22 protein-coding genes and 1 tRNA gene are annotated in these 25,851 nt (G+C 70.2%); 10 read left to right on the top strand and 13 right to left on the bottom strand.

What is annotated here, in order from left to right; translation table 11 throughout:
* Nucleotides 1–88 precede the first annotated feature (88 nt).
* Both mnmG and HEP74_RS02185 read right to left on the bottom strand, forming a co-directional pair.
* Nucleotides 89–1,978: a tRNA uridine-5-carboxymethylaminomethyl(34) synthesis enzyme MnmG gene (mnmG, locus tag HEP74_RS02180; RefSeq protein WP_185814998.1), complete on the bottom strand. Its 1,890-nt coding sequence runs from the start codon at nt 1,976–1,978 to the stop codon at nt 89–91.
* Nucleotides 1,979–2,478: 500 nt separating this feature from the next.
* Nucleotides 2,479–3,036 carry a hypothetical protein gene (locus tag HEP74_RS02185; RefSeq protein ID WP_185814999.1) on the bottom strand — a complete coding sequence of 186 codons (558 nt, stop codon included), beginning with the start codon at nt 3,034–3,036 and terminating at the stop codon, nt 2,479–2,481.
* A 165-nt stretch (nt 3,037–3,201) separates the two neighbouring features.
* Between HEP74_RS02185 and HEP74_RS02190 the strand changes: the two genes are divergently transcribed.
* From HEP74_RS02190 to HEP74_RS02200, 3 genes are read left to right on the top strand one after another with little or no spacing between them, the layout of a single operon-like run.
* Nucleotides 3,202–4,161, top strand: coding sequence for a pyridoxal-phosphate dependent enzyme (locus HEP74_RS02190; RefSeq protein WP_185815000.1), 960 nt, complete (start codon nt 3,202–3,204; stop codon nt 4,159–4,161).
* Nucleotides 4,146–4,763 carry a YdcF family protein gene (locus HEP74_RS02195; RefSeq protein ID WP_185815001.1) on the top strand — a complete coding sequence of 206 codons (618 nt, stop codon included), beginning with the start codon at nt 4,146–4,148 and terminating at the stop codon, nt 4,761–4,763. The genes HEP74_RS02190 and HEP74_RS02195 overlap by 16 nt, the downstream gene beginning before the upstream one ends.
* A 51-nt stretch (nt 4,764–4,814) precedes the next feature.
* Nucleotides 4,815–5,243, top strand: a complete 429-nt coding sequence (locus tag HEP74_RS02200) for a ketosteroid isomerase-related protein (RefSeq protein WP_179570926.1) — start codon at nt 4,815–4,817, stop codon at nt 5,241–5,243.
* Between the two features lie 172 nt (nt 5,244–5,415).
* Here the strand turns inward: HEP74_RS02200 and bioC are convergent, their stop codons facing one another.
* The 6 genes from bioC to bioB form a co-directional block, all read right to left on the bottom strand.
* A complete protein-coding gene (gene bioC / locus HEP74_RS02205; RefSeq protein ID WP_185815002.1) occupies nt 5,416–6,306 on the bottom strand; it encodes a malonyl-ACP O-methyltransferase BioC in 891 nt (296 codons plus the stop codon).
* A 393-nt stretch (nt 6,307–6,699) separates the two neighbouring features.
* On the bottom strand, nt 6,700–7,482 hold the full coding sequence (locus tag HEP74_RS02210) for an SDR family oxidoreductase (protein ID WP_185815003.1): 783 nt from the start codon (nt 7,480–7,482) through the stop codon (nt 6,700–6,702).
* A 183-nt stretch (nt 7,483–7,665) separates the two neighbouring features.
* Nucleotides 7,666–8,427 carry a pimeloyl-ACP methyl ester esterase BioH gene (gene bioH, locus HEP74_RS02215; protein ID WP_185815004.1) on the bottom strand — a complete coding sequence of 254 codons (762 nt, stop codon included), beginning with the start codon at nt 8,425–8,427 and terminating at the stop codon, nt 7,666–7,668.
* A 47-nt stretch (nt 8,428–8,474) separates the two neighbouring features.
* On the bottom strand, nt 8,475–8,828 hold the full coding sequence (locus HEP74_RS02220; protein ID WP_185815005.1) for a DUF7079 family protein: 354 nt from the start codon (nt 8,826–8,828) through the stop codon (nt 8,475–8,477).
* Nucleotides 8,829–8,852: 24 nt separating this feature from the next.
* Complete coding sequence (bioF, locus tag HEP74_RS02225; RefSeq protein WP_185815006.1) at nt 8,853–10,058, bottom strand: 8-amino-7-oxononanoate synthase; 1,206 nt, start codon at nt 10,056–10,058, stop codon at nt 8,853–8,855.
* A 120-nt stretch (nt 10,059–10,178) separates the two neighbouring features.
* Nucleotides 10,179–11,234 (bottom strand): biotin synthase BioB, encoded by a 1,056-nt coding sequence (bioB, locus tag HEP74_RS02230; RefSeq protein ID WP_185815007.1) that lies wholly within the window; start codon nt 11,232–11,234, stop codon nt 10,179–10,181.
* A gap of 49 nt (nt 11,235–11,283) precedes the next feature.
* Between bioB and HEP74_RS02235 the strand changes: the two genes are divergently transcribed.
* Entirely contained in the window at nt 11,284–12,009 is a 726-nt protein-coding gene (locus HEP74_RS02235; RefSeq protein ID WP_185815008.1) for a ComF family protein, read from the top strand.
* 369 nt (nt 12,010–12,378) lie between these two features.
* A complete protein-coding gene (locus tag HEP74_RS02240; RefSeq protein WP_255423970.1) occupies nt 12,379–12,888 on the top strand; it encodes a SecDF P1 head subdomain-containing protein in 510 nt (169 codons plus the stop codon).
* Between the two features lie 461 nt (nt 12,889–13,349).
* Here the strand turns inward: HEP74_RS02240 and ubiA are convergent, their stop codons facing one another.
* Nucleotides 13,350–14,252 (bottom strand): 4-hydroxybenzoate octaprenyltransferase, encoded by a 903-nt coding sequence (gene ubiA, locus HEP74_RS02245; RefSeq protein ID WP_185815009.1) that lies wholly within the window; start codon nt 14,250–14,252, stop codon nt 13,350–13,352.
* 269 nt (nt 14,253–14,521) lie between these two features.
* Here ubiA and HEP74_RS02250 point away from each other — a divergent pair.
* A tRNA-Arg gene (locus HEP74_RS02250) sits at nt 14,522–14,598 on the top strand.
* A gap of 532 nt (nt 14,599–15,130) precedes the next feature.
* Nucleotides 15,131–15,961: an alpha/beta fold hydrolase gene (locus HEP74_RS02255; RefSeq protein WP_185815010.1), complete on the top strand. Its 831-nt coding sequence runs from the start codon at nt 15,131–15,133 to the stop codon at nt 15,959–15,961.
* Between the two features lie 323 nt (nt 15,962–16,284).
* Here HEP74_RS02255 and HEP74_RS02260 read toward each other — a convergent pair whose 3' ends face one another.
* The gene (locus tag HEP74_RS02260; RefSeq protein ID WP_185815011.1) at nt 16,285–17,850 is read right to left on the bottom strand and encodes a YifB family Mg chelatase-like AAA ATPase; all 1,566 of its coding nucleotides are present in this window, start codon (nt 17,848–17,850) and stop codon (nt 16,285–16,287) included.
* A 13-nt stretch (nt 17,851–17,863) separates the two neighbouring features.
* On the bottom strand, nt 17,864–18,133 hold the full coding sequence (ubiK, locus tag HEP74_RS02265; RefSeq protein ID WP_009595755.1) for a ubiquinone biosynthesis accessory factor UbiK: 270 nt from the start codon (nt 18,131–18,133) through the stop codon (nt 17,864–17,866).
* 176 nt (nt 18,134–18,309) lie between these two features.
* Between ubiK and HEP74_RS02270 the strand changes: the two genes are divergently transcribed.
* Complete coding sequence (locus tag HEP74_RS02270) at nt 18,310–18,648, top strand: P-II family nitrogen regulator (RefSeq protein WP_003480503.1); 339 nt, start codon at nt 18,310–18,312, stop codon at nt 18,646–18,648.
* 883 nt (nt 18,649–19,531) lie between these two features.
* A complete protein-coding gene (locus HEP74_RS02275) occupies nt 19,532–21,511 on the top strand; it encodes a glycoside hydrolase family 84 protein (protein ID WP_185815012.1) in 1,980 nt (659 codons plus the stop codon).
* A gap of 212 nt (nt 21,512–21,723) precedes the next feature.
* Here HEP74_RS02275 and HEP74_RS02280 read toward each other — a convergent pair whose 3' ends face one another.
* Complete coding sequence (locus HEP74_RS02280) at nt 21,724–22,455, bottom strand: hypothetical protein (RefSeq protein WP_185815013.1); 732 nt, start codon at nt 22,453–22,455, stop codon at nt 21,724–21,726.
* Nucleotides 22,456–22,624: 169 nt separating this feature from the next.
* Entirely contained in the window at nt 22,625–23,476 is an 852-nt protein-coding gene (gene speE, locus HEP74_RS02285) for a polyamine aminopropyltransferase (protein ID WP_185815014.1), read from the bottom strand.
* 262 nt (nt 23,477–23,738) lie between these two features.
* On the opposite strand from speE, the gene speA reads away from it, so the two are divergent.
* Nucleotides 23,739–25,628, top strand: coding sequence for an arginine decarboxylase (gene speA, locus HEP74_RS02290; RefSeq protein WP_185815015.1), 1,890 nt, complete (start codon nt 23,739–23,741; stop codon nt 25,626–25,628).
* Nucleotides 25,629–25,851 lie beyond the last annotated feature (223 nt).

Genomic DNA, 25,851 nt, shown 5'->3' on the forward strand with positions numbered 1-25,851 from the left:
CCGCTCCTACAGGGGCAGGCACCGGGAGCCTTGGACGGGTGGCAGTCGCCTGGGAAAATACGTGCGACGCCCTACCGGCCGCCGCCGCTTACGCCACCCGGCTGCGCCGCGCGCGCTCCAGGTGTACCAGCAGCAGCGAGATCGCCGCCGGGGTCATGCCGGGAATGCGCTGCGCCTGGCCCACGCTCTGCGGGCGCACGCGCTGCAGTTTCTGCTGCACTTCGGCGGACAGCCCGCGCACCTGCGCGTAGTCGAACGCCTCGGGAATCGGCGTGTCCTCGTGGCGCTGCTGGCGCGCGATCTCGTCGCGCTGGCGATCAAGATAGCCGGCGTACTTGATGCCGATCTCGACCTGCTCGGCGACCTGCGCGTCGTCCACGCCCGGGCCCAGCGACGGCACCCGCATCAGCGTCGCGTAGTCCAGCTCCGGGCGCTTGATCAGGTCGAGCACGGTGGTCTCGCGGCTCACCGCCACCCCCAGCGTCGCGGCGACCTCGCGGCCCAGCGCATTGCCCGGCGTGGCCCACAGCGCGCGCAACCGTTCGTTCTCCCGCGCCACCGCCTCCTGCTTGGCCTGGAAGCGCGCCCAGCGCGCCTCGCCGACCAGGCCCAGGTCGTGGCCGATGCCGGTCAGGCGCGCGTCGGCGTTGTCCTCGCGCAGCTGCAGCCGGTATTCGGCGCGGCTGGTGAACATGCGATACGGCTCGGTGGTGCCGTGGGTGATCAGGTCGTCGATCAGCACGCCGATGTAGGCCTGGTCGCGGCGCGGCGACCACGGCTCCAGCCCGCGCACCTGGCGCGCGGCGTTGAGCCCGGCGATCAGGCCCTGCGCGGCCGCTTCCTCGTAGCCGGTGGTGCCGTTGATCTGGCCAGCGAAGAACAGCCCCGGCATCGCCTTGGTCTCCAGCGAGGCTTTCAGCCCGCGCGGGTCGAAGAAGTCGTATTCGATCGCGTAGCCGGGGCGGGTGATGTGGGCGCGCTCGAAGCCGCGGATCGAGCGCACCAGCTCCAGCTGCACGTCGAACGGCAGCGAAGTGGAGATGCCGTTGGGATAGATCTCGGCCACGTCCAGGCCTTCGGGCTCGACGAAGATCTGGTGGCTGGCCTTCTCGGCGAAGCGCACCACCTTGTCCTCGATCGACGGGCAGTAGCGCGGGCCGATGCCCTCGATCTGGCCGGTGTACAGCGGCGAGCGGTCCAGCGCGCCGCGGATGATGGCGTGGGTGCGCTCGGTGGTATGGGTGATCCAGCACGAGACCTGGCGCGGATGCTGGGCGAGTTCGCCCATGAACGACATCACCGGCAGCGGATCGTCGCCGGGCTGCTCTTCCATCGCCGCGTAGTCCAGGCTGCACCCGTCGATGCGCGGCGGGGTGCCGGTCTTGAGCCGGTCCACGCCGAAGCGGCCGTCGCGCAGCGTCTGCGCCAGCGCGGTGGCCGGCGGGTCGCCGGCGCGACCGCCGGCATACTGGGTCTGGCCGATGTGGATCTTGCCGGCCAGGAAGGTGCCGGCGGTCAGCACCACCGCCGCCGCCTCGAAGCGCAGGCCGGTCTGGGTGATGGCGCCGCGCACGCGCTCGCCTTCCACGATCAGCGCGTCCACCGCGGCCTGGAACAGGGTCAGGTTCGGCTGGGTCTCGACCAGGCGCCGGATCGCGCCGCGGTACAGGTTGCGGTCGGCCTGGCAGCGGGTGGCGCGCACCGCCGGGCCCTTGGACGCGTTGAGCGTGCGCCACTGGATGCCGGCCAGGTCGGCGGCATGCGCCATCGCCCCGCCCAGCGCATCGATTTCCTTGACCAGATGGCCCTTGCCGATGCCGCCGATGGCCGGGTTGCAGCTCATCGCGCCCACCGTCTCCACGTTGTGGGTCAGCAGCAGGGTGCGCGCGCCGGCGCGCGCGGCGGCCAGCGCCGCCTCGGTGCCGGCGTGGCCGCCGCCGATCACGATGACGTCGTAGCGGTAGAAGGAATCGCTCATCGGGTACTCGTCCGCTCGGTCGCGGGGACCGGGATGGGGGCGTTCGCGAAACGGCGCACGCCGGAAAACAGAAATTTTGGAGTTCTCATCGCAGTTTACGGATTCGCCCCTAAAGTTGGCACGCCATCTGCAGATATCCCTACTGCACCCAACGTGGCATTGCGTCAGGGGCGTACGACTGGAATTGGAACAGGGGCCAGTCACGCGCACGTTGGGGGAGCTGGGGGCCGGTAGTCGGGGGACTGCCGGCCCTTTTTTATGCCTGCGATTCGGGTCCGATGCCAACAACAGCAAGGCCCGAACGCGAAAAGCCCCGGCGAACCGGGGCTTTTCGTTTTAGGCGCCGACGCCCGACAGGGCCGGAACAGGGGGGATCCAGATTTCCCTGTCGGACATCGACATAGACGGTGGGGCGATCCCTTCGGGTCATAAAGCGACGCAGGCGGTCACCCCGTACGACGTAGAGTGCGTCTTGTGCCTGCGTGAAATCAAGCCTTTTCTTAGGGCTCTAGTGTGCGCTTCGTCCCATTGCTACGACCCAGATTGCCAGGCCGGGGTGCGGCCGGACGCGGCTGGGCGGCCGGCCGCGGCGCGCTGGCCGGACGTGGCTGCATCGACTGCGGCCGCGGCTGCATCGACTGGGGGCGTGGGCCGGCGTTGGCGGCATCGGGACGGCGCAGCCGGTCCAGGTCGCGCCACGGCGCCTTGCCCCGGCCGCCGCCGCCACCGATGACCGGTGGCGGCCGGTCCGGCGGGCGGCCGTTGTCGTCGGGCCGCGGACGCGGAGGCGGACGGTGCCGCGGCGGACCGTAGTAGTCGCGGTAGTAGTAAGGACCGCCGTAACCGTAGTAGCCATAGCCGTAATAGCCGGCGCCATAGCCGTAGGGCACCGCGCCGTACGGCGCGTAGTAACCGTCGGAGTAGCCGTCCGGATAGCGGTATTCGACCGATGGGGCGCCGCGGTAATAACCGCCGCCGCCGTTGTCGGCGTAGTCGTAGGTGGCGCAGCCGCTCAGCGTGGCCAGCAATCCAGCGGCCCAGATCAGGCGCATGTTCATGGCGAATCCTCTCCCTGAGGCTGACCGACAGGTTCGGCGTGTTGCATTGAATGCCCCCTTAACTCGCTTCGTCGTTGATTGAACGCTTAAGTCGCGTGCAACCGCCGTTTTGCCCCGGCAGTCCGCGACACCGCGAACTTGGGACGATACGCTAACCTTTCACGCATGTTCTCATCTTCACTGCCCGTTTTCGCCGATGTGACCGCCGCCGCCGCGCGGATCGCGCCGCATGCCCAGGTCACCCCGGTCCTGCGCTCGCGGGCGCTGGACGCGGCGACCGGCGCGACCCTGCTGTTCAAGGCCGAGCACCTGCAGCGCAGCGGCGCGTTCAAGTTCCGCGGCGCCTGCAATGCGGTGTGGGCGCTGAGCGAGGCGCAGGCCGCGCGCGGCGTGGTCACCCATTCCTCGGGCAACCACGGTGCGGCCCTGGCGCAGGCCGCACGCAGCCGCGGCATCGGCTGCCACGTGGTGGTGCCGGAGGGCGCGGTGGCGGCCAAACTGGCCAACATCGCCCGCGACGGCGCCACCCTGTGGCGCTGCGCAGCCGGCATCGCCGCGCGCGAGGCGATGTGCGCGCAGGTGCAGCAGCAGACCGGCGCGACCCTGGTGCATCCGTATACCGATCCGGCGGTGATCGCCGGCCAGGGCACCGCGGCCCTGGAATTGCTCGGCGCCAGCGGCCCGCTCGACCTGCTGGTGGTGCCGGTCGGCGGCGGCGGCCTGGCCGCCGGCAGCCGCCTGGCGCTGTCGGCGCTGGCGCCGCAGGCGCGCCTGCTGCTGGCCGAGCCGGCCGGCGCCGCCGACACCGCGCGCTCGCTGGCGGCCGGCTCGCTGCGCGTGGACTTCGTCCCGGACACGATCTGCGACGGCTTGCGCGGCACCCTAGGCGCGCCCAACTTCGCGCTGCTGCACGGCCAGGCCGAGACGATCGTGGTCGAGGACGCCGCCACCGTGGCGGCGATGCGGCTGCTGTGGCAGGTGCTCAAGCAGGTGGTGGAACCCTCGTCGGCGATCGCGCTGGCGGCGGTGCTGGCGCAGCCCGAGCGCTTCGCCGGGCGCCGGGTCGGGTTGATCCTGTCCGGCGGCAACGTCGACCTCGACGCCCTGCCGTGGGGCGCGGCGTGAAGCCGCGGCGACGACGCGGCTGGCTGGGCTGGCTCGGTCGGCTGACCGCGGTGCTGGGGCTGTGGCTGCTGGGCGTGGCGATCTACATCGTCTGGGTCGGCGACCGCGACCAGGCGGCGCCGGCCGACGCGATCATCGTGCTCGGTGCGGCCGCCTACGACGCCAAACCCTCGCCGGTGTTCGAAGAGCGCATCCGCCACGGCCTGGACCTGTACCAGCGCGGCTATGCGCCGACCCTGATCTTCACCGGCGGCTTCGGCGGCAACGGCGCGCGCTTCGCCGAGTCGCAGGTGGCGCGCCGCTACGCGCTGCGCCACGACGTGCCGGCCGACGCGATCCTGATCGAGACCGTCTCGCGCACCACCCGCCAGAACCTGCTCGAGGCGCGCGGGCTGATGCGCAGCCACGGCCTGCACCGGGCGATCGTGGTCAGCGATCCGCTGCACATGGCGCGGGCGCTGCGCCTGTGCCGCGAGCTGCAGATCGACGCGCTGGCCTCCTCGACCCCGAGCACCCGCTTCCGCAGCTTCCAGACCCGCTGGCGCTTCCTGCTGCAGGAGGTCTACTTCTTCCACCGCGACCTGGTGGTGCCGGGCGCCTGAACGGACCCGGCCGCCGTATCATGGGCGCCCGCATGGCATGAGGTGGTGGCGATGAAGATCGACGGAACCCGCGAACAAGACCGCGCCATTGAACTGGTGCTGTCCTATTACGACGCGTTCAACCGCGGCGACTGGGCGGCGATGCTCGACAAGCTGACCGACGACGTCGCGCACGATCTCAACCAGGGCGCGCGCGAGACCGGCAAGGACACCTTCGCCGCGTTCCTGCAGCGGATGAACGCCAGCTACCGCGAGCAGCTGCGCGATATCGTGGTGCTGGGCGGGCAGGATGGCCGCCGCGCCGCCGCCGAATACGTGGTGCACGGCGAATACCACCACACCGACGAAGGCCTGCCGCCGGCGCGCGGGCAGACCTACGTGCTGCCGGGTGGGGCGTTCTTCGACATCCGCGACGGCAAGATCGCCCGGGTCAGCAACTACTACAACCTGCAGGACTGGATCGACCAGGTGTCTGCCTGAGCGATCGCACGCACGGCCGCCCGGCTGTCGTGTAGGAGCGGCTTCAGCTGCGACAGGTTCTACCCGTAGACTCGGTCGCGGCTGAAGCCGCTCCTACAGGTAATACGTCCGGTTCCGAGCTCTTGCGAGTCCCGAGTCCCCTGACCCGAGTCCCGGAACGAAACGCGCCGCCTCAATCGCCGCGGCGGCGGATCGGGATCGCCGACACCGGCACCGCGGCGATCTCGCTGCCGCCCTCGCGGATCGGAGCGCCCGGCGGCGGCGCCCAGGCGTGCGCATAGATCACTTCCCAACTGCTCGGCAGCTTGCCGTCGGCGTTGCGCAGCGGCTCGTAGGCGGCGCTGGCGGCGGCGAAACGGCCGCGCCCGGTCAGCGTGTGGCGGCGCGCGTGCAGCGCGTTGGTCGCGCCGATCGCGCGCAGTTCGCGCATCAGCGCGGCCAGGTCGGGATAGGTGAGGGTGAACAGGTCGCGGTCCAGCACCGGGTCGCGGAAACCGGACAGCATCAAGGCATCGCCGAACTGCGCGATCGGCGCAAAGCGGCTCACGTGCGGCGCTTCGCGGTCGGCCTGGGCGAACGCCTCGCGCAGTTCGACCAGCGTGTCCGGGCCGAAGCTGGAGCACAGCAGCAGGCCGCCGGGCTTGAGCACACGGCGGAAGCCGGCGAACACCGCCGGCAGGTCCTCGACCCACTGCAGGCACAGGTTGCTGAAGATCACATCGACGCTGTGCTCGGCCAGCGGCAGCGCGCGCGCATCGGCGCAGACGCGGCCGAACGGCTTCCACCAGCCGGCCTGGCGCTTGGCCTGCTGCAGCATCGGCAGCGCCTGGTCGAGCGCGATCACCTGCGCGCGCGGCCAGCGCTTCTTCATCGTCGCGGCGGCGTGCGCCGGGCCGCTGCCTACGTCCAGCACCACCTGCGGCACGCGGTCGCCAAGATAGTCCAGCGATTCCAGCAGGCGCTTCTCGACCTCGTGCTGCAGGGCGGCGGCGGCATCGTAGCTGGCGGCGGCGCGCGAGAACGCGCGGCGGATGTGGTGGGCGTCGAACGAAGAGGAATCCATCGGCGCATTATCGCCGGCCGCAGCGCGCAGCGGCCAGCGAAAAGCCGGGAATGGGGAATCGGGAGTGGGGAATCGAAACGGCTGCGGCGGCGAGGCGGTCGCCTGGCTTGCCCATTCCCGTCTCTCCATTCCTCAATTCCCATCGCCATCGTGCATCAGTCCGAGCGCATCAGCGGACACCGCGCGGACCGCACGCAGCCATTCACTCCGTCTCGAACCCTGTCCCTTTCCAGGATGGGCCGCGCACCGAGCAACAGGATCTGCCCACTGACGCAATGGCCTGTGCATTGCACGCAGGCGCGCAGGCCGCACCGAGCTCATCCGCAATACAAACGTCAAACATCGTAAGCGACCGCGCGCAGTCCCCAATCCCCAATCCCCAATCCCAGCTCTTCAGAACGTCCCCGGATAAGCGCCGCCATCGAGCAATAGGTTCTGGCCGCTGAGGTAGCCGGCCTGCGCGCTGCACAGGAACGCGCAGGCCGCGCCGAATTCCTCCGCCGTGCCGAAACGCCCGGCCGGGATCCGCTCGCGCTTCTGTGCCGCCACGGTGTCCACGTCGATGCCATTGCGCTGCGCGGCATGGGCGAAGTTGCTGCGCAGCCGGTCGGTGTCGAATTGGCCGGGCAGCAGGTTGTTGATGGTGACGTTGTGCGCGACGGTGCGCCGCGCCAGCCCGGCGACGAAACCGGTCAGGCCGGCACGCGCGCCGTTGGACAGGCCCAGGCTGTCGATCGGCGCCTTCACCGCCGCCGAGGTGATGTTGACGATGCGGCCGAAGCCGCGCGCCTGCATCGCGTCGACGGTGGCGCGGATCAGCGCGATCGGCGCCAGCATGTTGGCGTCCAGCGCGCGCAGCCAGTCCGCGCGCTCCCAGTCGCGGAAATCGCCCGGCGGCGGCCCGCCGGCGTTGTTGACCAGGATGTCGACCTGCGGGCAGGCCGCCAGCGCGGCGGCGCGCCCGGCCTCGGTGGCGATGTCGGCGGCGACCGCGATCACCGCGCCGGCGCCGGGCAGCGCGCGCAGGCCATCCGCCGCCTCGTCCAACGCGGCCTGGCCGCGCGCCACGATCACCACGTTGACCCCTTCGCCGGCCAGCGCCCGCGCGCACCCCAGGCCCAGGCCCTTGCTCGCGGCGCAGACCAGCGCCCATTTGCCGGCGATTCCAAGATCCATGCCTGCGTTCCGATCGATTGAGGGAATTGCGATGATCGGACATCGGCGTGATGGCGGCCAGCGCGCGGAATTCCGCCCCCCTGTAGGAGGGGCTTCAGCCCCGACCGGGTTTCACCGGTAACGCCTGGTCGGGGCTGAAGCCCCTCCTACAGAAAGCGCAAGCGCGCATCCGCAACGCGCGCGCTACGCCAGGCTGGCGAGGAATCCGCGCAACGCTTCCGCCACCTGATCGGCATGGCCAAGAAACGGCGCATGGCCGCCGCCGGCGATGCTCAGCGTCCTCGCATGCGGCGCCAGCGCCGCGGCGTCGTCCATGCCGGCGGGCGAGACCAGCCGGTCGCGCTGGCCGCTGATCCACAGGCTGGGTATGCGCAGGCCGGGCAATGCGCGGCGCAGGTCGCTGCGCTCGAGCAGCGTCAGCCCATCCTGCAGCGCCTGCGCATCGGGTTCGCCGCGTGCGCTCAGGGTCTCGCGCAGCGTGCGCAGTTCGGTGCGGGCATGCGCCGAGCCCAGCGTGTCCAGCGCCAGGAAGCGGTCCAGGGTGCCGCGGTAGTCGTCGGCCAGGTCGCGGCCGAACTGCGCGAACACCTGCGGTTCCACCGCATGCGGCCAGTCGCTGCCGCGCACGAACCGCGGCGTCGCCGCGAGCATCGCCAGGCCGCGCACCTGCGGCTGAGTCGCCGCGGCATGCAGCGCGAACAGCCCGCCCAGCGACCAACCCAGCCACGCCGCCGGCGGCGTCGCCGCGGCGATCGCGCTGACCACGTGCGGCAGCGCCAGCGGAGTGTCGTCGCCGCGGCTGTGGCCATGCCCGGGCAGGTCCACCAGGTGCATGCGGAACTGCGCCGACAGGCGCTCGACCAAGGGCGCGAAGATGCCGCCGTGCAGCGCCCAGCCGTGGATCAGGACCAGATCGGGGCCATGCCCCAGGGTTTCGATGTGCATCGTCGATCGTGTGCCGAATGGAAAGGAAGAACCAGGGAGCGCCGCGCTCAGCCTTTCGCACGCAAGGCCAGCAGTCGCGGCAGCAGCAAGCGCCATTGTTCGCGCGGGTAGGCGCGCGTGCGCCACGCCGGCCAGCGCTGCACGCCTTCGCCGCGCTGGATCGCCGCGCTCAGCCAGGCGTGGTCGAAGCCTTGCCAGGCCCCGGCCACGCTCAACAGGTTCGGCGCCAGGCGCGGATGCACGTCGCGCAGCAGCATGCGCCGCAGCGTCTCCGCTGCGTACGGCGAGGCCGCGAGCACGGCGGCGATATGCGCATGCCGCGCCGCGACGTCGTCGTCCAGGTACAGCTCGGACAGCGCGGCCCATACCTCGCGCCGCGCCGCGAGGTCGCCGTCGTTCACCGCAGGCCGCTCACGTCGGTGCGCTCACGCAGGCAGGCCGACCGGATGCGCGGCCAGGCGGTCGCGCGCCAGCGCCAGCGCGTCCAGCAGCGCCTGCACCTGCGCCGGCGTGTGCAATGCCGACAGCGTGACCCGCAGTCGCGACTTGCCTTCGGGCACGGTCGGCGGGCGGATTGCGGAGACCAGGAAGCCGGCCTGCTCGAGCGCCGCCGACAGCGCCAGCGCGCTGGCCTCGTCGCCGCACAGCAGCGGCTGGATCGGCGTGTCCGAGGCCATCAGTTCCAGGCCATGGCGACGCGCGCCGCCGCGGAATGCGGCGATGGTCTCGGCCAGGCGTTCGCGCCGCCACTGGTCGCGCCGCGCCAGTTTCACCGCGGCCAGCGAGGCGGCGGCCTGCGCCGGCGGCAGCGCGGTGGTGTACAGGTAGGGGCGCGCGGTTTCGGCCAGATGCCGGATCAGCGCCTCGTCGCCGACCACCAGCGCGCCGTAGCCGCCCAGCGCCTTGCCCAGGGTCACCAGCTGCAGCGGCACATCGTCCACGCCCAGTCCGGCCTCGGCCACGCAGCCGCGGCCATGCGGGCCGACCACGCCGACGCCGTGCGCGTCGTCCACGTACATCAGCGCCTGCTGCATGCGCGCCACCAGGGTCAGCGAGCGCAGCGGGGCGATGTCGCCATCCATGCTGAACACGCCATCGGTGGCCAGCATCGCCGCGCCGTCGGCGGCGTGCTTGAGCTGGCGCATCGCGCCTTCGGTATCCAGGTGCGGATAGCGGCGCAGGCGGCAGCCGGCCAGGCGGGTGGCGTCGAGTAGGCTGGCGTGGTTGAGCCGGTCCTGCACGCACACGTCCTCTTCTTCGCTCAGCAGTGCCTGCTGCACCGCCAGGTTGGCGAGGAAGCCGCTGCCGAACAGCAGTGCGCGCGGATAGCCGAGCCAGTCGGCGACCTCGCGTTCCAGGCTCTCGTGCAGCGCGTGGTGGCCGCAGACCAGATGCGAGGCGGTGGCGCCGACGCCCTCGCGCGCGGCCGCGTCCTGCAGTGCGGCGAGCACTTCGAACTGCTGCGCCAGGCCCAGGTAGTCGTTGCTGCAGAAGCCTGTCAGCCAGCGCCCGTCCAGCTCCAGGCGCACGCCGTCGCGGCGGCCCACGCTGCGGCGCACGCGGATGCGGCCCTGCGCCTCGCGCAGCTTGCGCAAGGACTGGATGCGGTCGTGCAGGTCGGGACGGGCCATGGGCGGCGGGGCATGGGGCGGCTGGCTAGCGTAGCGCGTCCCCGGCCGCGCCGGGCGCCGCCGGCGATGGACGGCCGGATCGGCGGATGGACGTGCGCGCGCCGGCGCGGCGCGCTGGGGTCAGACCAGCGCCGCGGCGATCGCCGGCCTGTCCGCTGCCGGCGCCGGAGTGGTGATGTCCGCATGCACGGTGCCGGGGTGGTCGTGCGCATCGGCGTCCACCTGCACCTGCATCGGCTTCAGCCCCAGCCGCGCGAACAGCGCCTGGTCGCGTGCGGTGTCCGGGTTGCCGGTGGTCAGCAGTTTTTCGCCGTAGAAGATCGAGTTGGCGCCGGCGCAGAAACACAGCGCCTGCAGTTCGTCGCTCATGCTCTCGCGGCCGGCCGACAGCCGCACCATCGCCTGCGGCATCGCGATGCGGGCCACGGCGATGGTGCGCACGAACTCGAACGGGTCCAGCTCGACCGTGCCGTGCAGCGGGGTGCCGGCGACCTGCACCAGGCGGTTGATCGGCACCGAGTCCGGATGCACCGGCAGGTTGGCCAGCGCCTGCAGCAGGCCGGCGCGTTGCTCGCGCGATTCGCCCATGCCGACGATGCCGCCGCAGCAGGTCTTCATGCCGGCATCGCGCACGTGGGCCAGCGTGTCCAGGCGGTCCTGGTACTGGCGGGTGTGGATGATCGTGTCGTAGAAGTCCGGCGCGGTGTCCAGATTGTGGTTGTAGTAGTCCAGCCCGGCCGACTTCAGCGCCTGCGCCTGGCGCCCGTCGAGCATGCCCAGGGTGGCGCAGGTCTCCAGGCCCAGCGCCTTCACTTCGCGGATCATCGCCGCGACCTTGGGGATATCGCGGTCCTTCGGCGAGCGCCACGCCGCGCCCATGCAGAACCGCGACGCGCCGGCGGCCTTGGCCTGGCGCGCTTTCTCCAGCACCGCCTCGGTGCTCATCAGCTTCTGCGCGTCCACCCCGGTGTCGTAGCGCTGCGCCTGCGGGCAGTACGCACAATCCTCCGGGCAACCGCCGGTCTTCACCGACAGCAGCGTGGAGACCTGCACCTGCGCCGGATCGAAGTGTTCGCGATGCACCGCGGCGGCGCGGTGCAGCAGCTCCGGGAACGGCAGATCGAACAGGGCGAGCAATTCCTGGCGTTGCCAGTCGTGTCGGACGACAGCGGACATGGGGGTTTCCTGACGGTAAGCGGCTGGGAAAGCGGGCAGTCTGGTGAGCATGGATATCCCTGTCAACTTCAGCGGGGTGGGTCGGGTTGACGGCTACTGGCGGCGGCTGCAGCGTTGGGTACTGCCGGAGCGCTGCCTGGTCTGTACCGAGCCCGGCGCCGCCGGCCTGGACCTGTGCCCGGCCTGCCGCGACGCGCTGCCCTGGAATGCCAGCGCCTGCCAGGGGTGCGCGCTGCCGCTGCCCGCGCTGGACGCGGACCAGTTGTGCGGCAGCTGCCAACGCAAACCGCCCCCGCTGGCGCTGGTCGCCAGCGCCTGCGTCTACGCTGCGCCGGTGGATGGATTGCTGCGCCGCTTCAAGTTCCATCAGGACCTGGCCGCCGGGCGCCTGCTGGCGGCATTGCTGCAGGCGCGCTGCGCCGGTTTGCCGCGGCCGCAGGCACTGCTGCCGGTGCCGCTGCATTGCGCACGGCTGCGCCAGCGCGGCTACGACCAGGCGCTGGAACTGGCGCGGCCGCTGGCGCGCGCGCTGCGCCTGCCGCTGTGCGCCGGCCTGCAGCGCGTGCGCGCCACGGCGCCGCAGTCCGAACTCGATGCGCAGGCGCGGCGTCGCAACCTGCGCCATGCGTTCGTGGTGCAGGCGCCGCTGCCGCCGCACGTGGCGCTGATCGACGACGTGATGACCACCGGCGCGACCCTGCATGCCGCGGCACAGGCGCTGCGCCGCGCCGGCGTGGCGCGGGTCGATGCGTGGGTGGTGGCGCGGGTGCCGTGAGGCCGTGAGTGCGCTGGTGGCTTGCATGCCGCGGCGGCGATTGGCCCTGCGATGGCAAGGGTGGCGGGTCATGTGGACCTGCGTGTCTGGCGCTGGCCGTGGTCGCGTGATCCGTCATGCATGCGGGGAGCGATCGCTGTTTGGTTGCCTGGACCACGCAACGGCAGCGAGGGCGTTTTCTGATTGGGGGGCGAGCTTTACGCTTCGTCGTGCCACGCAGGCGCCACGACCCGACGCAATCGGCCGCTGTCGGACGGGTTCCGCAGCACGGTGCATGGCACGTTCTTCTGCGTGACATGGGTGGGCACCTGTCTGCGACAGGCCACAACAGCCGGTTCTTCTATGATGTCGCCAAACGAACTGCGGGAGATGGCGATGCGCTTGAGAACTCTGGGACTGTCGTTGGCGTTGTGCGTGTTCGGGGTCAGCGGGTGCAGCTACGCCCCGTCGCCCGATGGCGCCGACACCAGCGCGAGCGCGAGTGCGGTGAAGGCGAAGATCGAATGGCGCCTGGCCAGCTATGCGCCGAGCGCCGGCTATACCGAGGCCGTGTACCAGGGACGGCCGGTGTATCTGGCGCCGCAGCAGTTATTGGCCGTCGATGGCGCCGCGACGGTGGCGCGCGTGGACGGCGACGATGGCAAGCCGGCACTCGATCTGAGTTTCTCGGGGAACGACGATCGCCTGACCCGGGCGACGGAGCAGAACATCGGCAAGCCGATCGCGCTGCTGGCCGATGGTCAGGTGCTCACCGTGGCGACGGTCATGGCGCCGCTCCCCGGCGACCGACTGCGTATCAGCGGTCTGCAGGATGCGCAGGAACAACAGCGGGTGTTCGCGCTGCTGACGCATGCGTCGACGGCGCACGCGAAGCCTTAGTGCTGGCTGATGCGATCCGGATGGGGCACCGTGTTCACCATTGCGGGCTTGTGTGGCCTTGCGTGCCAGTTGGTGTTCGAGCCACGCGACGCTGTCTTGTGCCGGCAGCTTCGCGCGATGCCGCTGCTTCGAAGCGGCGGGCGCCGGCGCTTCCTCGATTGCGCCGGCGGGCTAGGTCGAGGAAGGGGATATGCCGATCCAGCAGCTGGGATGCGGATTTTGCCGGTCACGCTTGTCGTGATCGAAGTCGCTCCTGGCGCTGTCCATGGGAAAGGCGTCGCGGCTGAAGCCGCTCCTACAGGAGTCGATCGATGGTTTTGTGGGAGGGACTTCAGTCCCGACGCTTTATCGGCAACGATCAGGCGAATCGTGCCCTGCGGCATTGCCGTCAGCGGCCAAACGCACCGATCCCGACGACATCCTTGTGCGCAGCCGCCACTGCATGGCTTCTCCGCTTCGGCCTACCCCGCCCGCAGCGCCAACGCCGCGACGATGCCGGCGAAGATCGCCAGGCCGACCCAGTTGTTGTGCATGAAGGCACGGAAGCAGGGCGCGCGTTCGCGGGTTCGCGCGATGCGGAATTCATAGACCACCAGCAGCGCGGCCACGCTCAATCCCGCCCAGTACCAGATTCCCAGCGCGCCGCGGGTGCCGACGAAGCCCAGCGCGACGAACATCAGCGCATACAGGATGCCCAGCGCGACCAGGTCCAGGTCGCCGAACAGGATCGCGGTGGACTTGGAGCCGGCGCGCAGATCGTCCTCGCGGTCCACCATCGCGTACCAGGTGTCGTAGGCGGTGGCCCACAGGATGTTGGCCGCGTACAGCAGCCAGCCCAGCGCCGGCACCTCGCCACGGATCGCCGCGAACGCCATCGGGATGCCCCAGCCGAAGGCCATGCCGAGGTAGACCTGCGGCAGGTAGGTGTAGCGCTTCAGGTAGGGATAGCTGGCAGCCAGGAACAGCCCGACCACGCTCAGGCCGATGGTCAGCGCGTTCATCGTCAGCACCAGCGCGAAGGCGGCGAGCATCAGCAGCGCGAACACCGCCAGTGCCTCGCGGCCGCTGACCGCGCCGGTGGCCAGCGGCCGGCCGCGGGTGCGCTCGACCTGCGGGTCCAGCCAGCGGTCGGCGTAGTCGTTGATCACGCAGCCGGCCGAGCGGGTCAGCCAGACCCCGGCGGTGAACACGAACAGCGTCCACAGCGGCGGCATCCCGTCGGCCGCCAGCCACAGCGCCCACCAGGTAGGCCACAGCAGCAGCAGCGCGCCGATCGGACGGTCGCCGCGCAGCAGTTTCCAGTACTGGCCCAGGCGCACGCGCGGCGGCAACGCGGCGGACGTTTCGTAGCGTTCGTAACCCATCGTGCAAGGGTAGCAGCCGGGCCCGCTCGGCGGCAGCACGGCACGGGTCGTGGCCGCTGCGACGGCTACGGTCTGTGCATCCGCGTCCAGTTACAGACCCAGGCGTAGGAGCCGGTTGTACGCAGGCGATGCGCAGTCGCCGGGCTCCGGCCGCTTGCGGAAACCGCGCCGCTCCGGCGCCGGCTACGGCGACCGCCGGTTCGGCCCTGGCGGCAATCGGACATGGGGGAGACGCGGCGCGCGGTTTGCCGTTAGAATGCGCGTCCGTTGCGCCCGTAGCTCAGCCGGATAGAGTAGTGGCTTCCGAAGCCATTGGTCGGGGGTTCGAATCCCTCCGGGCGCACCACATCATTCCCAGCCTGCATGGCCTCTTCGACCGCGAATCCTGCCGGTGGTGGACACCGCCTTCGGCGCTGCGGCGATCGACGGCCTGTGGCGCATGACACCGTTGCCCGTAATCATGCTGCTCGGGATGCCGAGCTGGCGCCCTCTGCGTTGAAAGGCTGGCGCGTACCGCGTGTCTCCCCGAGCGCGCCGCATCATCGTCCATCGTGCTTGGAATTCCTTCCGCAGCTGGTCTGCATCGCCTTTGGCGTTGCGGCGGCGACCGGCGGTCTGGGGCGCGTGGCGCCGCCGTCGCTCCCTGGGATGCCGCGCTGGATTTCGCTGGGCTGCATCGCCAGCGCGTGCGGCGCGCATGGCAAAGCGGCCTCCGCCATGCCCGCGCCGCCGCCGGGACGCTCGCGGCCGTGGTATCTGGGCTCGCGGCGGTCCAGTGCCGGGCAACTCCTTTCGCATCCTCTTCGGTGTCGTGTCAGTGCGGTCGCTATGAATCGTGTGGCGCGGACTTCGCTGCAGCCCCTTGCCAGAGGCCACCGGTGATCGGTCCGCGCACCCCGCTCGGCAAGCCCGCGGTCCACTTGCTGGGCGACGACGATGCGCTGGCCTACCTGCGGCTCGGCGCCGGCGCCCCGGTGGTGCTGGTGCACGGCGCGCTGTGCGACTACCGCTATTGGGCGCCGCAACTGCGCGGCCTATCCGAGCGCTTCGAGGTCGCCGCGCTGAGCCTGGGCCAGTATTTCCCGCAGCTGCCATCGTCGCTGCGGCATCGCTTCGGCTGGCGTTGGCATGCGCAGCAGGTGGCCGGGTTCCTCGCTAGCTACGGACAACCGGTGCATCTGGTCGGCCACTCGCGCGGCGCCGCGATGGCCTGGCAGGTCGCGCTGCAACAGCCTGCCGCGATCGCCAGCCTGAGCCTGTTCGATCCGGGTGGGCCGCAGCCGCAGGGCCTGCCCGAAGACGTGGTGGCGATCCGCGCGCGGGCGATCGAATTGCTGCGCGACGGACAGGTCGAGGCCGGTCTGGAGTGCTTCGTCGATTCGGTCAGCCAGCCCGGCGCCTGGGCGCGCAGCAGTGCGACGTTCCGGCAGATGGTGCGCGACAACGCGCAGACCCTGGTGCCACAGATCGGCGATGCGCTGCCGGCCTACGATCGCGAGCAGGCCGCGGCGCTGGCGGTACCGGTGCTGCTGGTCAGCGGCGAACTGAGTCCGGCGCAGTACCGCGACAACGCTTCCGCGCTGGCCGAGTGGTTGCCGGATGCGCGCCACCACGTCCTCTCCGGCGCTTCGCACGGGATGACCTTCACCCATGCGCGGCGCTGCAATGCCTTGCTGGCCGAGTTCGTGACATCGACAGCAGTGGGTTGAAGCCACACATGCATCTGCGGTGGGGGGAGCGCCCGTCGCGCGAGATGGATGATCCGAAAGCGCTGGCCGGTATTGCCGCGATGTATGGCCGGCACCGATTGTCCGTGGCGGATGGCGGCGATGGCGCGATCGCTTTGCGCCAAGCGTGCCGCCGTCGCTGTATCCGCATGCGGTAGGCGAGGCCGCCGCGCGGTTTCGTGCGATGCGTGCATGCACACCAGTAGTCCCACTTCTGCTTGCCGTGTTCGCGACCACGGCCAGGTCCGCGTCGCCGCCGGGCAGGGCGAACAGCTTGGCGCTAGGCGGTTGCCGCGCCGGCAGGGTCAGCGCGCTATCGCACCGCGCCGCGCTTCGCTTGCGCGCGCAAAGGCGTCCGCTTGCGGTGCTGCGGACTCGCCGCGATCCAGTTGCCGGTAGCCGATCGCCTCGGCCAGGTGCGCGGTGGCGATCGCATCGCTTTCGACCAGGTCGGCGATGGTGCGCGCCACGCGCAGGATACGGTGCAAGGAGCGCGCCGACAGGCGCAGGCGGTCGATGGCGTGTTCCAGCAGCGCTTCGTCGTGCGGTTGCAGGCGGCAGTCGCGCAAGGTCTCGCTGTGGCCGAGCTGGCCGTTGGGGCAGCCGGCGCGCGCCAGCTGGCGTTGCCGCGCCTGCTCCACCCGGGCGCGCACGGCGGCGCTGCTTTCGCCGGGGGCGGCATCGGCGCGCAGCGCCTGTGGCGGCAGGCGCGGTACGTCCACGTGCAGGTCGATGCGGTCCAGCAACGGACCGGAGATGCGCGCGCGGTAGCGGCGGATGCTGTCGTCGCTGCAGCGGCAACGGCCGCTGGCGTCGCCGGCCCAGCCGCAGGGGCAGGGATTCATCGCTGCGACCAGTTGGAAGCGGGCAGGGAATTCGGCGCTGCGTGCGGCCCGCGACACCGTGACCGTGCCCGATTCCAGCGGCTCGCGCAGCACTTCCAGCGCGTGCCGGTTCCACTCGGGCAGTTCGTCGAGGAACAAGACGCCGCGATGCGCCAGCGAGATCTCGCCGGGGCGCGGATGGGTGCCGCCGCCGACCAGCGACACCGCGCTGGCGGTGTGGTGCGGGGATCGGTAGGGGCGTTGCCGCCAGCGCGATGGATCCAGTCCGCGGCCGCTGACCGAGGCGATCGCCGCCGCTTCCAGCGCCTCGGCCTCGCTGGCCTCGGGCAGGATGCCGGGCAGGCGCGAGGCCAGCAGGGTCTTGCCGCAGCCCGGGCTGCCGATCAACAACAGATGGTGGTGACCGGCCGCGGCGATCTCCAGCGCACGCCGCGCCTGCGCCTGCCCGCGCACGTCGCTCAGGTCGGGAAACGGCGTGGCCGCGGCCGGCAGCGCTTCGGCGGCGGGCAGGGTCTTGGTGCCGTTCAACAGCGCGCAGACTTCGAGCAGGGTACGCGCGGTGAACGCCTGCACGTGCTGCGCCAGCGCCGCTTCGGGGCCGTTGCCAGCCGGCACGATCAGCGTGCGCCCGGCTTCGGCGGCGGCCAGCGCCGCCGGCAGCACGCCGTCCACGGCGCGCAGCTCGCCGGTCAAGGCCAGTTCGCCGAGGAATTCGTAGTTGCCCAGCGCCTGCGGGTCGAGTTGCCCGGCGGCGGCGAGGATGCCCAGTGCGATCGGCAGGTCGAAACGGCCGCCTTCCTTGGGCAGGTCGGCCGGGGCTAGGTTGACGGTGATGCGCCGCGCCGGGAACTCGTATTGCGCGCACAGGATGGCGGCGCGCACGCGATCGCGCGATTCGCGCACCGCGGCTTCGGGCAGGCCGACGATCTGCGTCGCCGGCAGTCCGCCGGACAGATGGACCTCGACCCGAACCGGAGGCGCAAGCACCCCCGCGCGGGCACGGCTGTGCACCAGCGCCAGGCTCATGGCGGCGGGTGGCTCAGGCTTGCGCGGACGGCGCGTCGCCGCTGCGCGCGGCTTCCAGCGCGGCGACGCTGCGTTCCAGCGCTTCCAGTTTCTCGCGGGTGCGCAGCAGCACCGCGCGCTGCACGTCGAATTCCTCGCGGGTGACCAGGTCGAGTTTGCCCAGGCCGGCCTGCAGCGCGCTCTTGAAGGTGCTCTGCAGTTCGTCGCGGGATTCGCGCAGGCCTGGCGGTACCAGGTCGCTGAGGCGGCGGGCGAGGTCGTCGAGGTGATTGAGGTCGATCATGGCGATACTCCGGCAGGGAGCGCCAGACTGCGGCACCCTGCGGTTCGGGGCCATCGGTATCGGGCGCGGCGCGCTGTCGGAAAATTCCGGCGATGGGGCGCGCGATCATTTGAACCCGGCGGCCGGGCATCGCGCAACCGCGCTATCCTGACGCCATTGTGATTGGAGAAAGCCGCATGAAGATGATCATGGCCGTCATCAAGCCGTTCAAGCTCGACGACGTGCGCGAAGCGCTCGCCGCGCAGGGCGTGGCCGGCATCACCGTCACCGAGGTCAAGGGCTTCGGCCGGCAGAAGGGCCACACCGAACTGTACCGCGGCGCCGAGTACGTGGTCGATTTCCTGCCCAAGGTGAAGCTGGAAGTGGCGGTTACCGAGGACCAGGTCGAACGCGTGCTCGAGGCGATCGTCAAGGCGGCCGGCACCGGCAAGATCGGCGACGGCAAGGTGTTCGTGTACGACCTGGGCACGGTGGTGCGGATCCGCACCGGCGAACTGGATGCGGACGCGCTGTAAGGTCTCGGCGCGCGCGCTGCGCGCCCGGCGACAGGGCTGCATCGCGAGAATTCCAACGGTGATGTGAGTGGCAGTGCGATCGCATCGCGGATCGAGGCGCGTGTAGTCGGTGTTTCGACGCCGTACTGCGTCGCCCGGCACGTCGCCGCTCTACATAGACAAGCTCTCGGTAGAACTCGGCCCATGCTGTTCTCTGCGCCGCGATAGAACTGCTTTCACTCCGCAAGATTCGTCCGGCGTAGGGCCGCTGCGCCTGCGTGCAACGCCGATGGCTGCACTGGCTTCGCTGACCGCATACTCCTCCACGTTATCGCGCTCCGCGCCGTTGAACGAACGGAGTCCGGAACTGCACCGGCTTCGGTGGGTGTCGGGGCTGAAGCCCCTCCTACAGGTGCACCAGACGAGCATCGAGGCTCCCTGTGGGAGCGACTTCAGTCGCGACGCGCGAAGCGGTGATTTTTCGGCTGCGGATGCAGCCGGGACTGAAGTCCCTCCCACAGTGCGCCCAGCCGCTTGTCGCAAGGTTCCTGTAGGAGCGGCTTCAGCCGCGACAAACGAGCCGGAACTGCGCCCGCTTCGGCGAATATCCGGGCTGAAGCCCTTCTCGGTCTATAGCCGGGCAGTGATTGGTCAGGGCGATTTGCTCACCTTGCCGCTGCGGCAGGATCAGCGCTTTCGCGACAATCCGTAGGTCACCGGGCCGCCACTCATACCATTTAAATACCGAATGGGCGCGGGCCTGCTCCGCATTCGGCCTGATGCGAGCCAAGCCCGGAATTCGACATGCACTACTGAACTCCCCAGCCACGGCCGCGCAGCTTGTCGCGGCCCAGCGACTTGCCTACTCTGTGCCGTAATACCATTCCAATACCGGAGATCCGGAATGACGCGACGCGCTACACGGGCAGGCCTGAGTCTGCTCTCGATGACGGTGGCGCTGGGCCTCGCGCTGGCAGCCCCGGCTACGGCGCAACCGGTCACGCGGCCGGCGCTGTTTCCGAGTCCGGTCTCGATCCGGCTCGAGGCCGGCACCGTCGCGCTCGGCCGAAAGGTCGTGCTGGTCGCCGCGCCGGGCGCTGACCAGGCTTCGGTCGCGTTAGTCCGCCGCATTCTGGTGTCGGCGGGCGTCGAGCACATCGCCACCGCATCGCGCCTGCCGGCCACGTTCGAACAAACGTACATCGTCGTCGGCACCGGCGAGGCGGCGGTCGTCCGCGAGGCACTGACGCGCAGCAAGGCCGTGCAGGAGATGCGCAAGGAGGGCTACACCCTCGCCAGCGTCGCTACCGGCAAGGGCAGCCTGATCACGCTTGCGGGCCACGACGCCGACGGCCTGTTCCATGCCGCGCAGACCTTGCGTCAGCTTGCCGAACGCCCGGCCATCCCGACGCTGGTCATCCAGGATTATCCGGCGATGGCCATCCGCGGCACGATCGAGGGATTCTACGGGGCGCCATGGTCGATGGCCGATCGCGCCAAGCACATCGATTTCCTCGCCCGCACCAAGGCCAACACCTACATCTACAGCCCGAAGGACGACCCCTATGCGCGCGACCGCTGGCGCGAGGCCTATCCGGCGGCCACGCTGAAGGCGCTGGGTAGCTTGGCGGCGACGGCCAGGCGCAACCATGTCGATTTCGTCTACGCGATCTCGCCCGGGCCGTCGGTCTGCTTCTCCGATCCGGCCGATGCCAAGGCGCTGCTCCGCAAGTTCGACGCGTTTCGCGCGCTGGGCGTGCGCAGCTTCTACGTCGCGCTCGACGATATCGAATACACCAAGTGGAATTGCGAGCGTGACAAGGCCGCCTTCGGCCCGTCGGGCGCGGAAGCGGCAGGCATCGCGCAGTCGCACTTGCTTAACCTGGTGCAGGCGGACCTGGTCGCCCGGCACGCTGCGGCGTCGGAACTGATCATGGTGCCGACCGAGTATTACGACGCCAAGGAAAGCCCGTACAAGGCCGCGTTGCGCCAGCATCTGGATCCGAAGATCGTGGTGCAATGGACCGGCACCGACGTCGTGCCGCCGGCCATTTCCATCCCCGATGCGCGCGCGGCGACCAAGGCGTTCGGGCGCACGACGCTGCTGTGGGACAACTACCCGGTCAACGATTACGAAACCTCGGCCGGCCGGTTGTTGCTGGCGCCGTACACGCGGCGCGAGGCCGGTCTGTCCGTCGAGTTGGCCGGCATCGTCGCCAACCCGATGAACCAGGAAGCGCCGAGCCGCGTCGCGGTGATGGGGCTGACCTCGTTCGCATGGAACGACAAGGACTACGACGCCGAGCGGACCTGGCATGCGGCGGCGCGCGATCTGGCGGCGGGCGATGCGCGGGTGACCGCGGCGCTGCTCACCTTCTTCGATACTCAGCACCTGGCGCCGACCTTTGGCAGCCAGCCGTGGCAGGAGCAGGCGCCGCGGCTGAAGGCCGTGCTCGACCGGGTTCGCGAAGCGCTTGCCGGTGGCGACGCAGATGCTCGCGGCCAGGCGCTCGCCGAACTTGCGCGCAGCGCGGACGAGATCGCGGCCGCGCCCGCCGTCATCCGCGCGGGGGTGGCCGACCCCGGCTTCGCCGAACAGTCGCGCCCCTGGCTGGATGCGATGCAGGGTTGGGGGCGCGCGCTGCAGGCCACGGCAGCGGGTCTGCAGGCCGCCAACCGAGGCGACGCCGCGGCGTCGGGCTTGTTCGCCGATGCGACCCGGCTCGCCGCCGAGGCCGCGGCGATCCAGTCGATCCCCGGCGCGACGCGTTTCGGCGGGCCGGTCAAGATCGCCGATGGCGTGCTCGATCGCTTCGTGGCGGACGCCCCGACGCTGATCGCGCTCGGCGTACCGGCTGGGTCCGCTCCGACGGCCGCGCGCTGACGGTTCGGCGCGCGCCTGCATGGCGCGCGCAGCCCTACGTGGGCGATGCGGCCACTTTCAGTGTGGCGTAAATGTCTTGTTGAACAGACCTTCGGCTGCAGGATCGGCACCCAGCAAGCGCCGACGCAAGCATGCCGACCATGCCGACCATGCCGACCATGCCAGTCAGGCCACGCGTTGTCGTCGGCATGCGCGACCTCGATCAGGCGTTCTCAAGCCGCGGTATAGCCGCGTCCAAGGGTCAGCCAGAAGGCGAGCACGACTAGCGCGCCGATGAACATGACGGTCCGGCTGGATGGTGGAGGCAAGACACGGGACGGGCGCCGGGAGAACGCAACGAAGAGCAGGCCCAGCGGCGCGAGCAGGCTTTCTTGCGCCGCTTCCTTGAGAGCGGGCAACACCGCGCCTGGATAGAACAACACGCTGATGCAAGCCACGCCGCCGGCTACGCAATATGCGGCGAGCAGTGGCATGCCGTTCGGCAGGCAGGGGGCGACGTTGCGCACGACGAGGCGGTAGAGCCACAGGCCGGCCAGTCCCATGCCCAGGCGCCATGCCCATTCTGGCCGCAGTGCGAGATCGCGCACGACGAAGGCGAGGTCGCCAGTGTCGGTGACCGCCGAGAAGATCAGGTAGCCCGCGCCCCACAGGCCGTTGAACGCGGCGACCAGCGCGAACGCGGTGCGCGCGGTGGCGCGCCGGCTGCGATGTGCGGCGAGGGCGAACACCGCGGCGACGCAGAGATTGCTCAGCGGCCCGGCGGCATCGACCAGCGGATGGCCCGGCTGGCAGTGGAAGTACACGGAGCTGAGCAGGCTGACGGTGCCGCCCGTGCCCAGGCAGGTCAGGCCGTGGCCGACCGCCTCGTGCGCGATGCACGCGGCGACGAAGGCCATCGCCGCCAACGCGCACAGGGTCCAGAGGCGGGAGAACTCGGCAGGCATGCGCGACGCTGCAAGGGAGCGGGCTGACAGTATGCCGGCGTCGCGGCTTGCCGACCGTCCGCACGGCAATGCCGCGGCCAGCGGCGTGCGCCGCCGTTGCCGAGCGGCCACAACGCCCCCGGTCCGCGCGACGTGGCCGGCGCCAACCTCGTCGGCGCCGGCCCGGTGATTAGCCGCCCAGCGCCTCGGCCACGAACGGCGGCAGCACCTGGGTGCCGGTGTGCAGGTGCGCGCTGTAGTAGCGGGTGGCGAACGGCTTGGCCGCCGCGTCGGCTTCGCGGAAATCGAAGCCGCCGGACTTGCGCGCCAGGGTCACGCTCCACCAGCCGGTCGGGTAGCACGGCTGCGGGAACGGCACGGTGTGGAAGCTGGCGAAGCCGGCCTTGCCCATCTCCGCGCGCATTTCCTTGATCAGGTCCAGCAACGCCAGCGGCGATTCGGACTGCTGCACCAGAATGCCGTCGTCCTTCAGCGCCTTGAAGCAGCTGGCGTAGAACGCCTTGTTGAACAGGCCTTCGGCCGGGCCGACCGGATCGGTGGAATCGACGATGACGATGTCCACGCTGCCGGCCGGGCAGTTGGCCATGTAGGCGATGCCGTCGTCGAACAGCAACTCGGCGCGCGGGTCGGCGTTGGACTCGCACAGTTCCGGGAAGTACTTCTCGGCCATGCGCGTGACCTGTTCGTCGATGTCGCACTGGGTGGCGCTCTCCACGCCCGGGTGCTTGAGCACTTCGCGCAGGGTGCCGCAGTCGCCGCCGCCGATGATCACCACGCGCTTGGGCGCGGCGTGGGTGAACAGCGCCGGGTGGCTGATCATCTCGTGGTAGAAGAAGTTGTCGCGCGTGGTCAGCATCACCGCGCCGTCGATCACCATCAGCTTGCCCCAGTCGGTGGTGTCGTAGATCTCGATCTTCTGGAACGGCGACTGCACCTCGTCCAGCTTGCCGGTGATGCGATAGCCGATGGCCGAGCCGGTGGGCTGGAAGTGTTCGATGTACCAGTTGTCGTTGGCGCTCATGCGATGTCCTAAGAAAGCGGAAAGAATGCAGGCTATTCCTTCTCCCACCGGGAGAAGGTGGCGCGAAGCGCCGGATGAGGGTAGGGCGCAGCCTCGTGCAGCTGGATCACGCCAGGCCCAACCCTTCGCCGGATGAGGGCAGGGCGCAGCCTAGTCCAACCAAATCAAGCCACGCCAGGCCCAAGGTCGGCGCGGATTGTAACGGAGCCCACGCGTAGCAGGCGTTACAATCCACGCCCCTTTTCCCCGCCGAGCCGCCACGATGAGCGATTGGTCCCTCGACCAAGCCCGCAAGACCTATTCGATCCCGCACTGGGCCGATGGGTATTTCGACGTGGACGCGGCCGGCCGGGTGGTGGTGCGCCCGCAAGGCGCCGACGGCGTGGCGATCGCGCTGCCCGAGGTGGTGGACGCGGCGCGCGCGGCCGGCGCCAAGCTGCCGATGCTGGTGCGCTTCCCGGACATCCTGGGCGAGCGCCTGGGCAAGCTGCAGTCGGCCTTCGCCCAGGCCCAGGCCGACTGGGACTACGCCGGCGGCTACACCGCGGTGTACCCGATCAAGGTCAACCAGCATCGCGGCGTGGCCGGCACCCTGGCCAGCCACCACGGCGAGGGCTTCGGCCTGGAAGCGGGCAGCAAGCCGGAACTGATGGCGGTGCTGGCGCTGTCGCGGCCGGGCGGGCTGATCGTGTGCAACGGCTACAAGGACCGCGAATACATCCGCCTGGCGCTGATCGGGCGCAAGCTCGGCTTGCAGACCTTCATCGTCATCGAGAAGCCGTCGGAGCTGAAGCTGGTGCTGGAGGAAGCGCGCGCGTTGGATGTCAAGCCAGGCCTGGGCGTGCGCATGCGCCTGGCCTCGCTGGGCGCGGGCAAGTGGCAGAACAGCGGCGGCGACAAGGCCAAGTTCGGGCTGTCGCCGCGGCAGGTGCTGGACCTGTGGAAGGCGCTGCGCGACACCGAATACGCCGACTCGCTGAACCTGCTGCACTTCCACATGGGCTCGCAGATCTCCAACGTGCGCGACATCGCCAACGGCATGCGCGAGGCCACCCGCTATTTCGTCGAGCTGTCCAAGCTGGGCGCCAAGATCAGCCACGTCGACGTCGGCGGCGGCCTAGGCATCGATTACGAAGGCACCCGTTCGCGCAGCTACTGCTCGATCAACTACGGCCTGCATTCCTACGCCAGCAACATCGTGCAGCCGCTGGCCAACGCCTGCGAGGAACACGGCCTGCCGCCGCCGCGCATCGTCACCGAGTGCGGCCGCGCGATGACTGCGCACCACGCGGTGCTGATCGCCAACGTTTCGGAAGTGGAGCAGGCGCCGGAAGGGCGCGTGCCCGACGCGCATGCCGACGAGCCGGCGGCGATCCGCCACCTGCGCGAGATCCACGACGAACTGGACGTGCGCCCGGCGGTGGAGCTGTTCCAGGAAGCGCAGCATTTCCATGCCGAAGGCCTGTCCAGCTACGCGCTGGGCCAGATCGACCTGCCGCAGCGCGCGCGCATCGACGACCTGTTCTACGCCATCGCGCACGGCGTGCGCGCGCGCCTGAGCCATGAGGAAAAGAGCCACCGCCCGGTGCTGGACGAGCTCAACGAGCGGCTGGTGGACAAGTATTTCGTCAACTTCAGCGTGTTCGAATCGATCCCCGACGTGTGGGCGATCGACCAGGTGTTCCCGATCGTGCCGATCGAGCGCCTGAACGAAGCGCCGGCGCGGCGCGGGGTGATCTGCGACATGACCTGCGACTCCGACGGCATGGTAAAGACCTACGTCGAGAACGAGAGCCTGGACAGCTCGCTGCCGCTGCACGAACTGCGCCCGGGCGAGAGCTACCGGCTCGGCTTCTTCCTGGTCGGCGCCTACCAGGAGATCCTCGGCGACATCCACAACCTGTTCGGCGACACCGATGCGATCGAGGTCAGCGCCGATGGCGACGGCTACCGCATCGCCCAGCAGCGCCGCGGCGACACCACCGACGTGATGCTGGATTACGTGGGCTATGCACTGGCCGACCTGCGCGCGGCCTACGCCGAGCGCGTGGCTGCCGCGCAGCTGCCGGCCGAGCAGGCGCAGGCCTTGTCGGCGGCGCTGGAAGCGGGACTGACCGGTTACACCTACCTGTCGGACGAACCGCTGGGCTGAGTGCCGGCATGCGCTCCCTCGCCAATGGGCGGGGCGAGCGCGCTCCCCGGCGGCGTGTCGCGCCGCGTTGTCGAACGCACGCAGGAGCGTATCGAGCACGATCGTCGTTCCAGCGCATCCCGTGCAGACGCCACGCGCTTTTTCATCGCGGCACCTCTCGCGTTCGCCACGGCGGATGGACGAGCGCTGGCACCGGCCCATAAGCTGAGCGCCTCTGCCATCA

Source organism: Xanthomonas sp. SS (assembly GCF_014236835.1).
Taxonomy (GTDB): domain Bacteria; phylum Pseudomonadota; class Gammaproteobacteria; order Xanthomonadales; family Xanthomonadaceae; genus Xanthomonas_A.

Bases quoted from the DNA above. Each gene is read 5' to 3' on its own strand.
- ubiK (WP_009595755.1), bottom strand. From the start codon at position 18,133: ATGATCGACCTCAATCACCTCGACGACCTCGCCCGCCGCCTCAGCGAC.
- HEP74_RS02280 (WP_185815013.1), bottom strand. From the start codon at position 22,455: ATGCCTGCCGAGTTCTCCCGCCTCTGGACCCTGTGCGCGTTGGCGGCG.
- bioC (WP_185815002.1), bottom strand. From the start codon at position 6,306: ATGGATTCCTCTTCGTTCGACGCCCACCACATCCGCCGCGCGTTCTCG.
- ubiA (WP_185815009.1), bottom strand. From the start codon at position 14,252: ATGGGTTACGAACGCTACGAAACGTCCGCCGCGTTGCCGCCGCGCGTG.
- HEP74_RS02190 (WP_185815000.1), top strand. From the start codon at position 3,202: ATGTTCTCATCTTCACTGCCCGTTTTCGCCGATGTGACCGCCGCCGCC.
- bioB (WP_185815007.1), bottom strand. From the start codon at position 11,234: ATGTCCGCTGTCGTCCGACACGACTGGCAACGCCAGGAATTGCTCGCC.
- speE (WP_185815014.1), bottom strand. From the start codon at position 23,476: ATGAGCGCCAACGACAACTGGTACATCGAACACTTCCAGCCCACCGGC.
- speA (WP_185815015.1), top strand. From the start codon at position 23,739: ATGAGCGATTGGTCCCTCGACCAAGCCCGCAAGACCTATTCGATCCCG.
- HEP74_RS02260 (WP_185815011.1), bottom strand. From the start codon at position 17,850: ATGAGCCTGGCGCTGGTGCACAGCCGTGCCCGCGCGGGGGTGCTTGCG.
- HEP74_RS02270 (WP_003480503.1), top strand. From the start codon at position 18,310: ATGAAGATGATCATGGCCGTCATCAAGCCGTTCAAGCTCGACGACGTG.
- HEP74_RS02185 (WP_185814999.1), bottom strand. From the start codon at position 3,036: ATGAACATGCGCCTGATCTGGGCCGCTGGATTGCTGGCCACGCTGAGC.
- HEP74_RS02240 (WP_255423970.1), top strand. From the start codon at position 12,379: ATGGCGATGCGCTTGAGAACTCTGGGACTGTCGTTGGCGTTGTGCGTG.
- HEP74_RS02210 (WP_185815003.1), bottom strand. From the start codon at position 7,482: ATGGATCTTGGAATCGCCGGCAAATGGGCGCTGGTCTGCGCCGCGAGC.
- HEP74_RS02275 (WP_185815012.1), top strand. From the start codon at position 19,532: ATGACGCGACGCGCTACACGGGCAGGCCTGAGTCTGCTCTCGATGACG.
- mnmG (WP_185814998.1), bottom strand. From the start codon at position 1,978: ATGAGCGATTCCTTCTACCGCTACGACGTCATCGTGATCGGCGGCGGC.
- HEP74_RS02235 (WP_185815008.1), top strand. From the start codon at position 11,284: ATGGATATCCCTGTCAACTTCAGCGGGGTGGGTCGGGTTGACGGCTAC.
- HEP74_RS02200 (WP_179570926.1), top strand. From the start codon at position 4,815: ATGAAGATCGACGGAACCCGCGAACAAGACCGCGCCATTGAACTGGTG.
- bioH (WP_185815004.1), bottom strand. From the start codon at position 8,427: ATGCACATCGAAACCCTGGGGCATGGCCCCGATCTGGTCCTGATCCAC.
- bioF (WP_185815006.1), bottom strand. From the start codon at position 10,058: ATGGCCCGTCCCGACCTGCACGACCGCATCCAGTCCTTGCGCAAGCTG.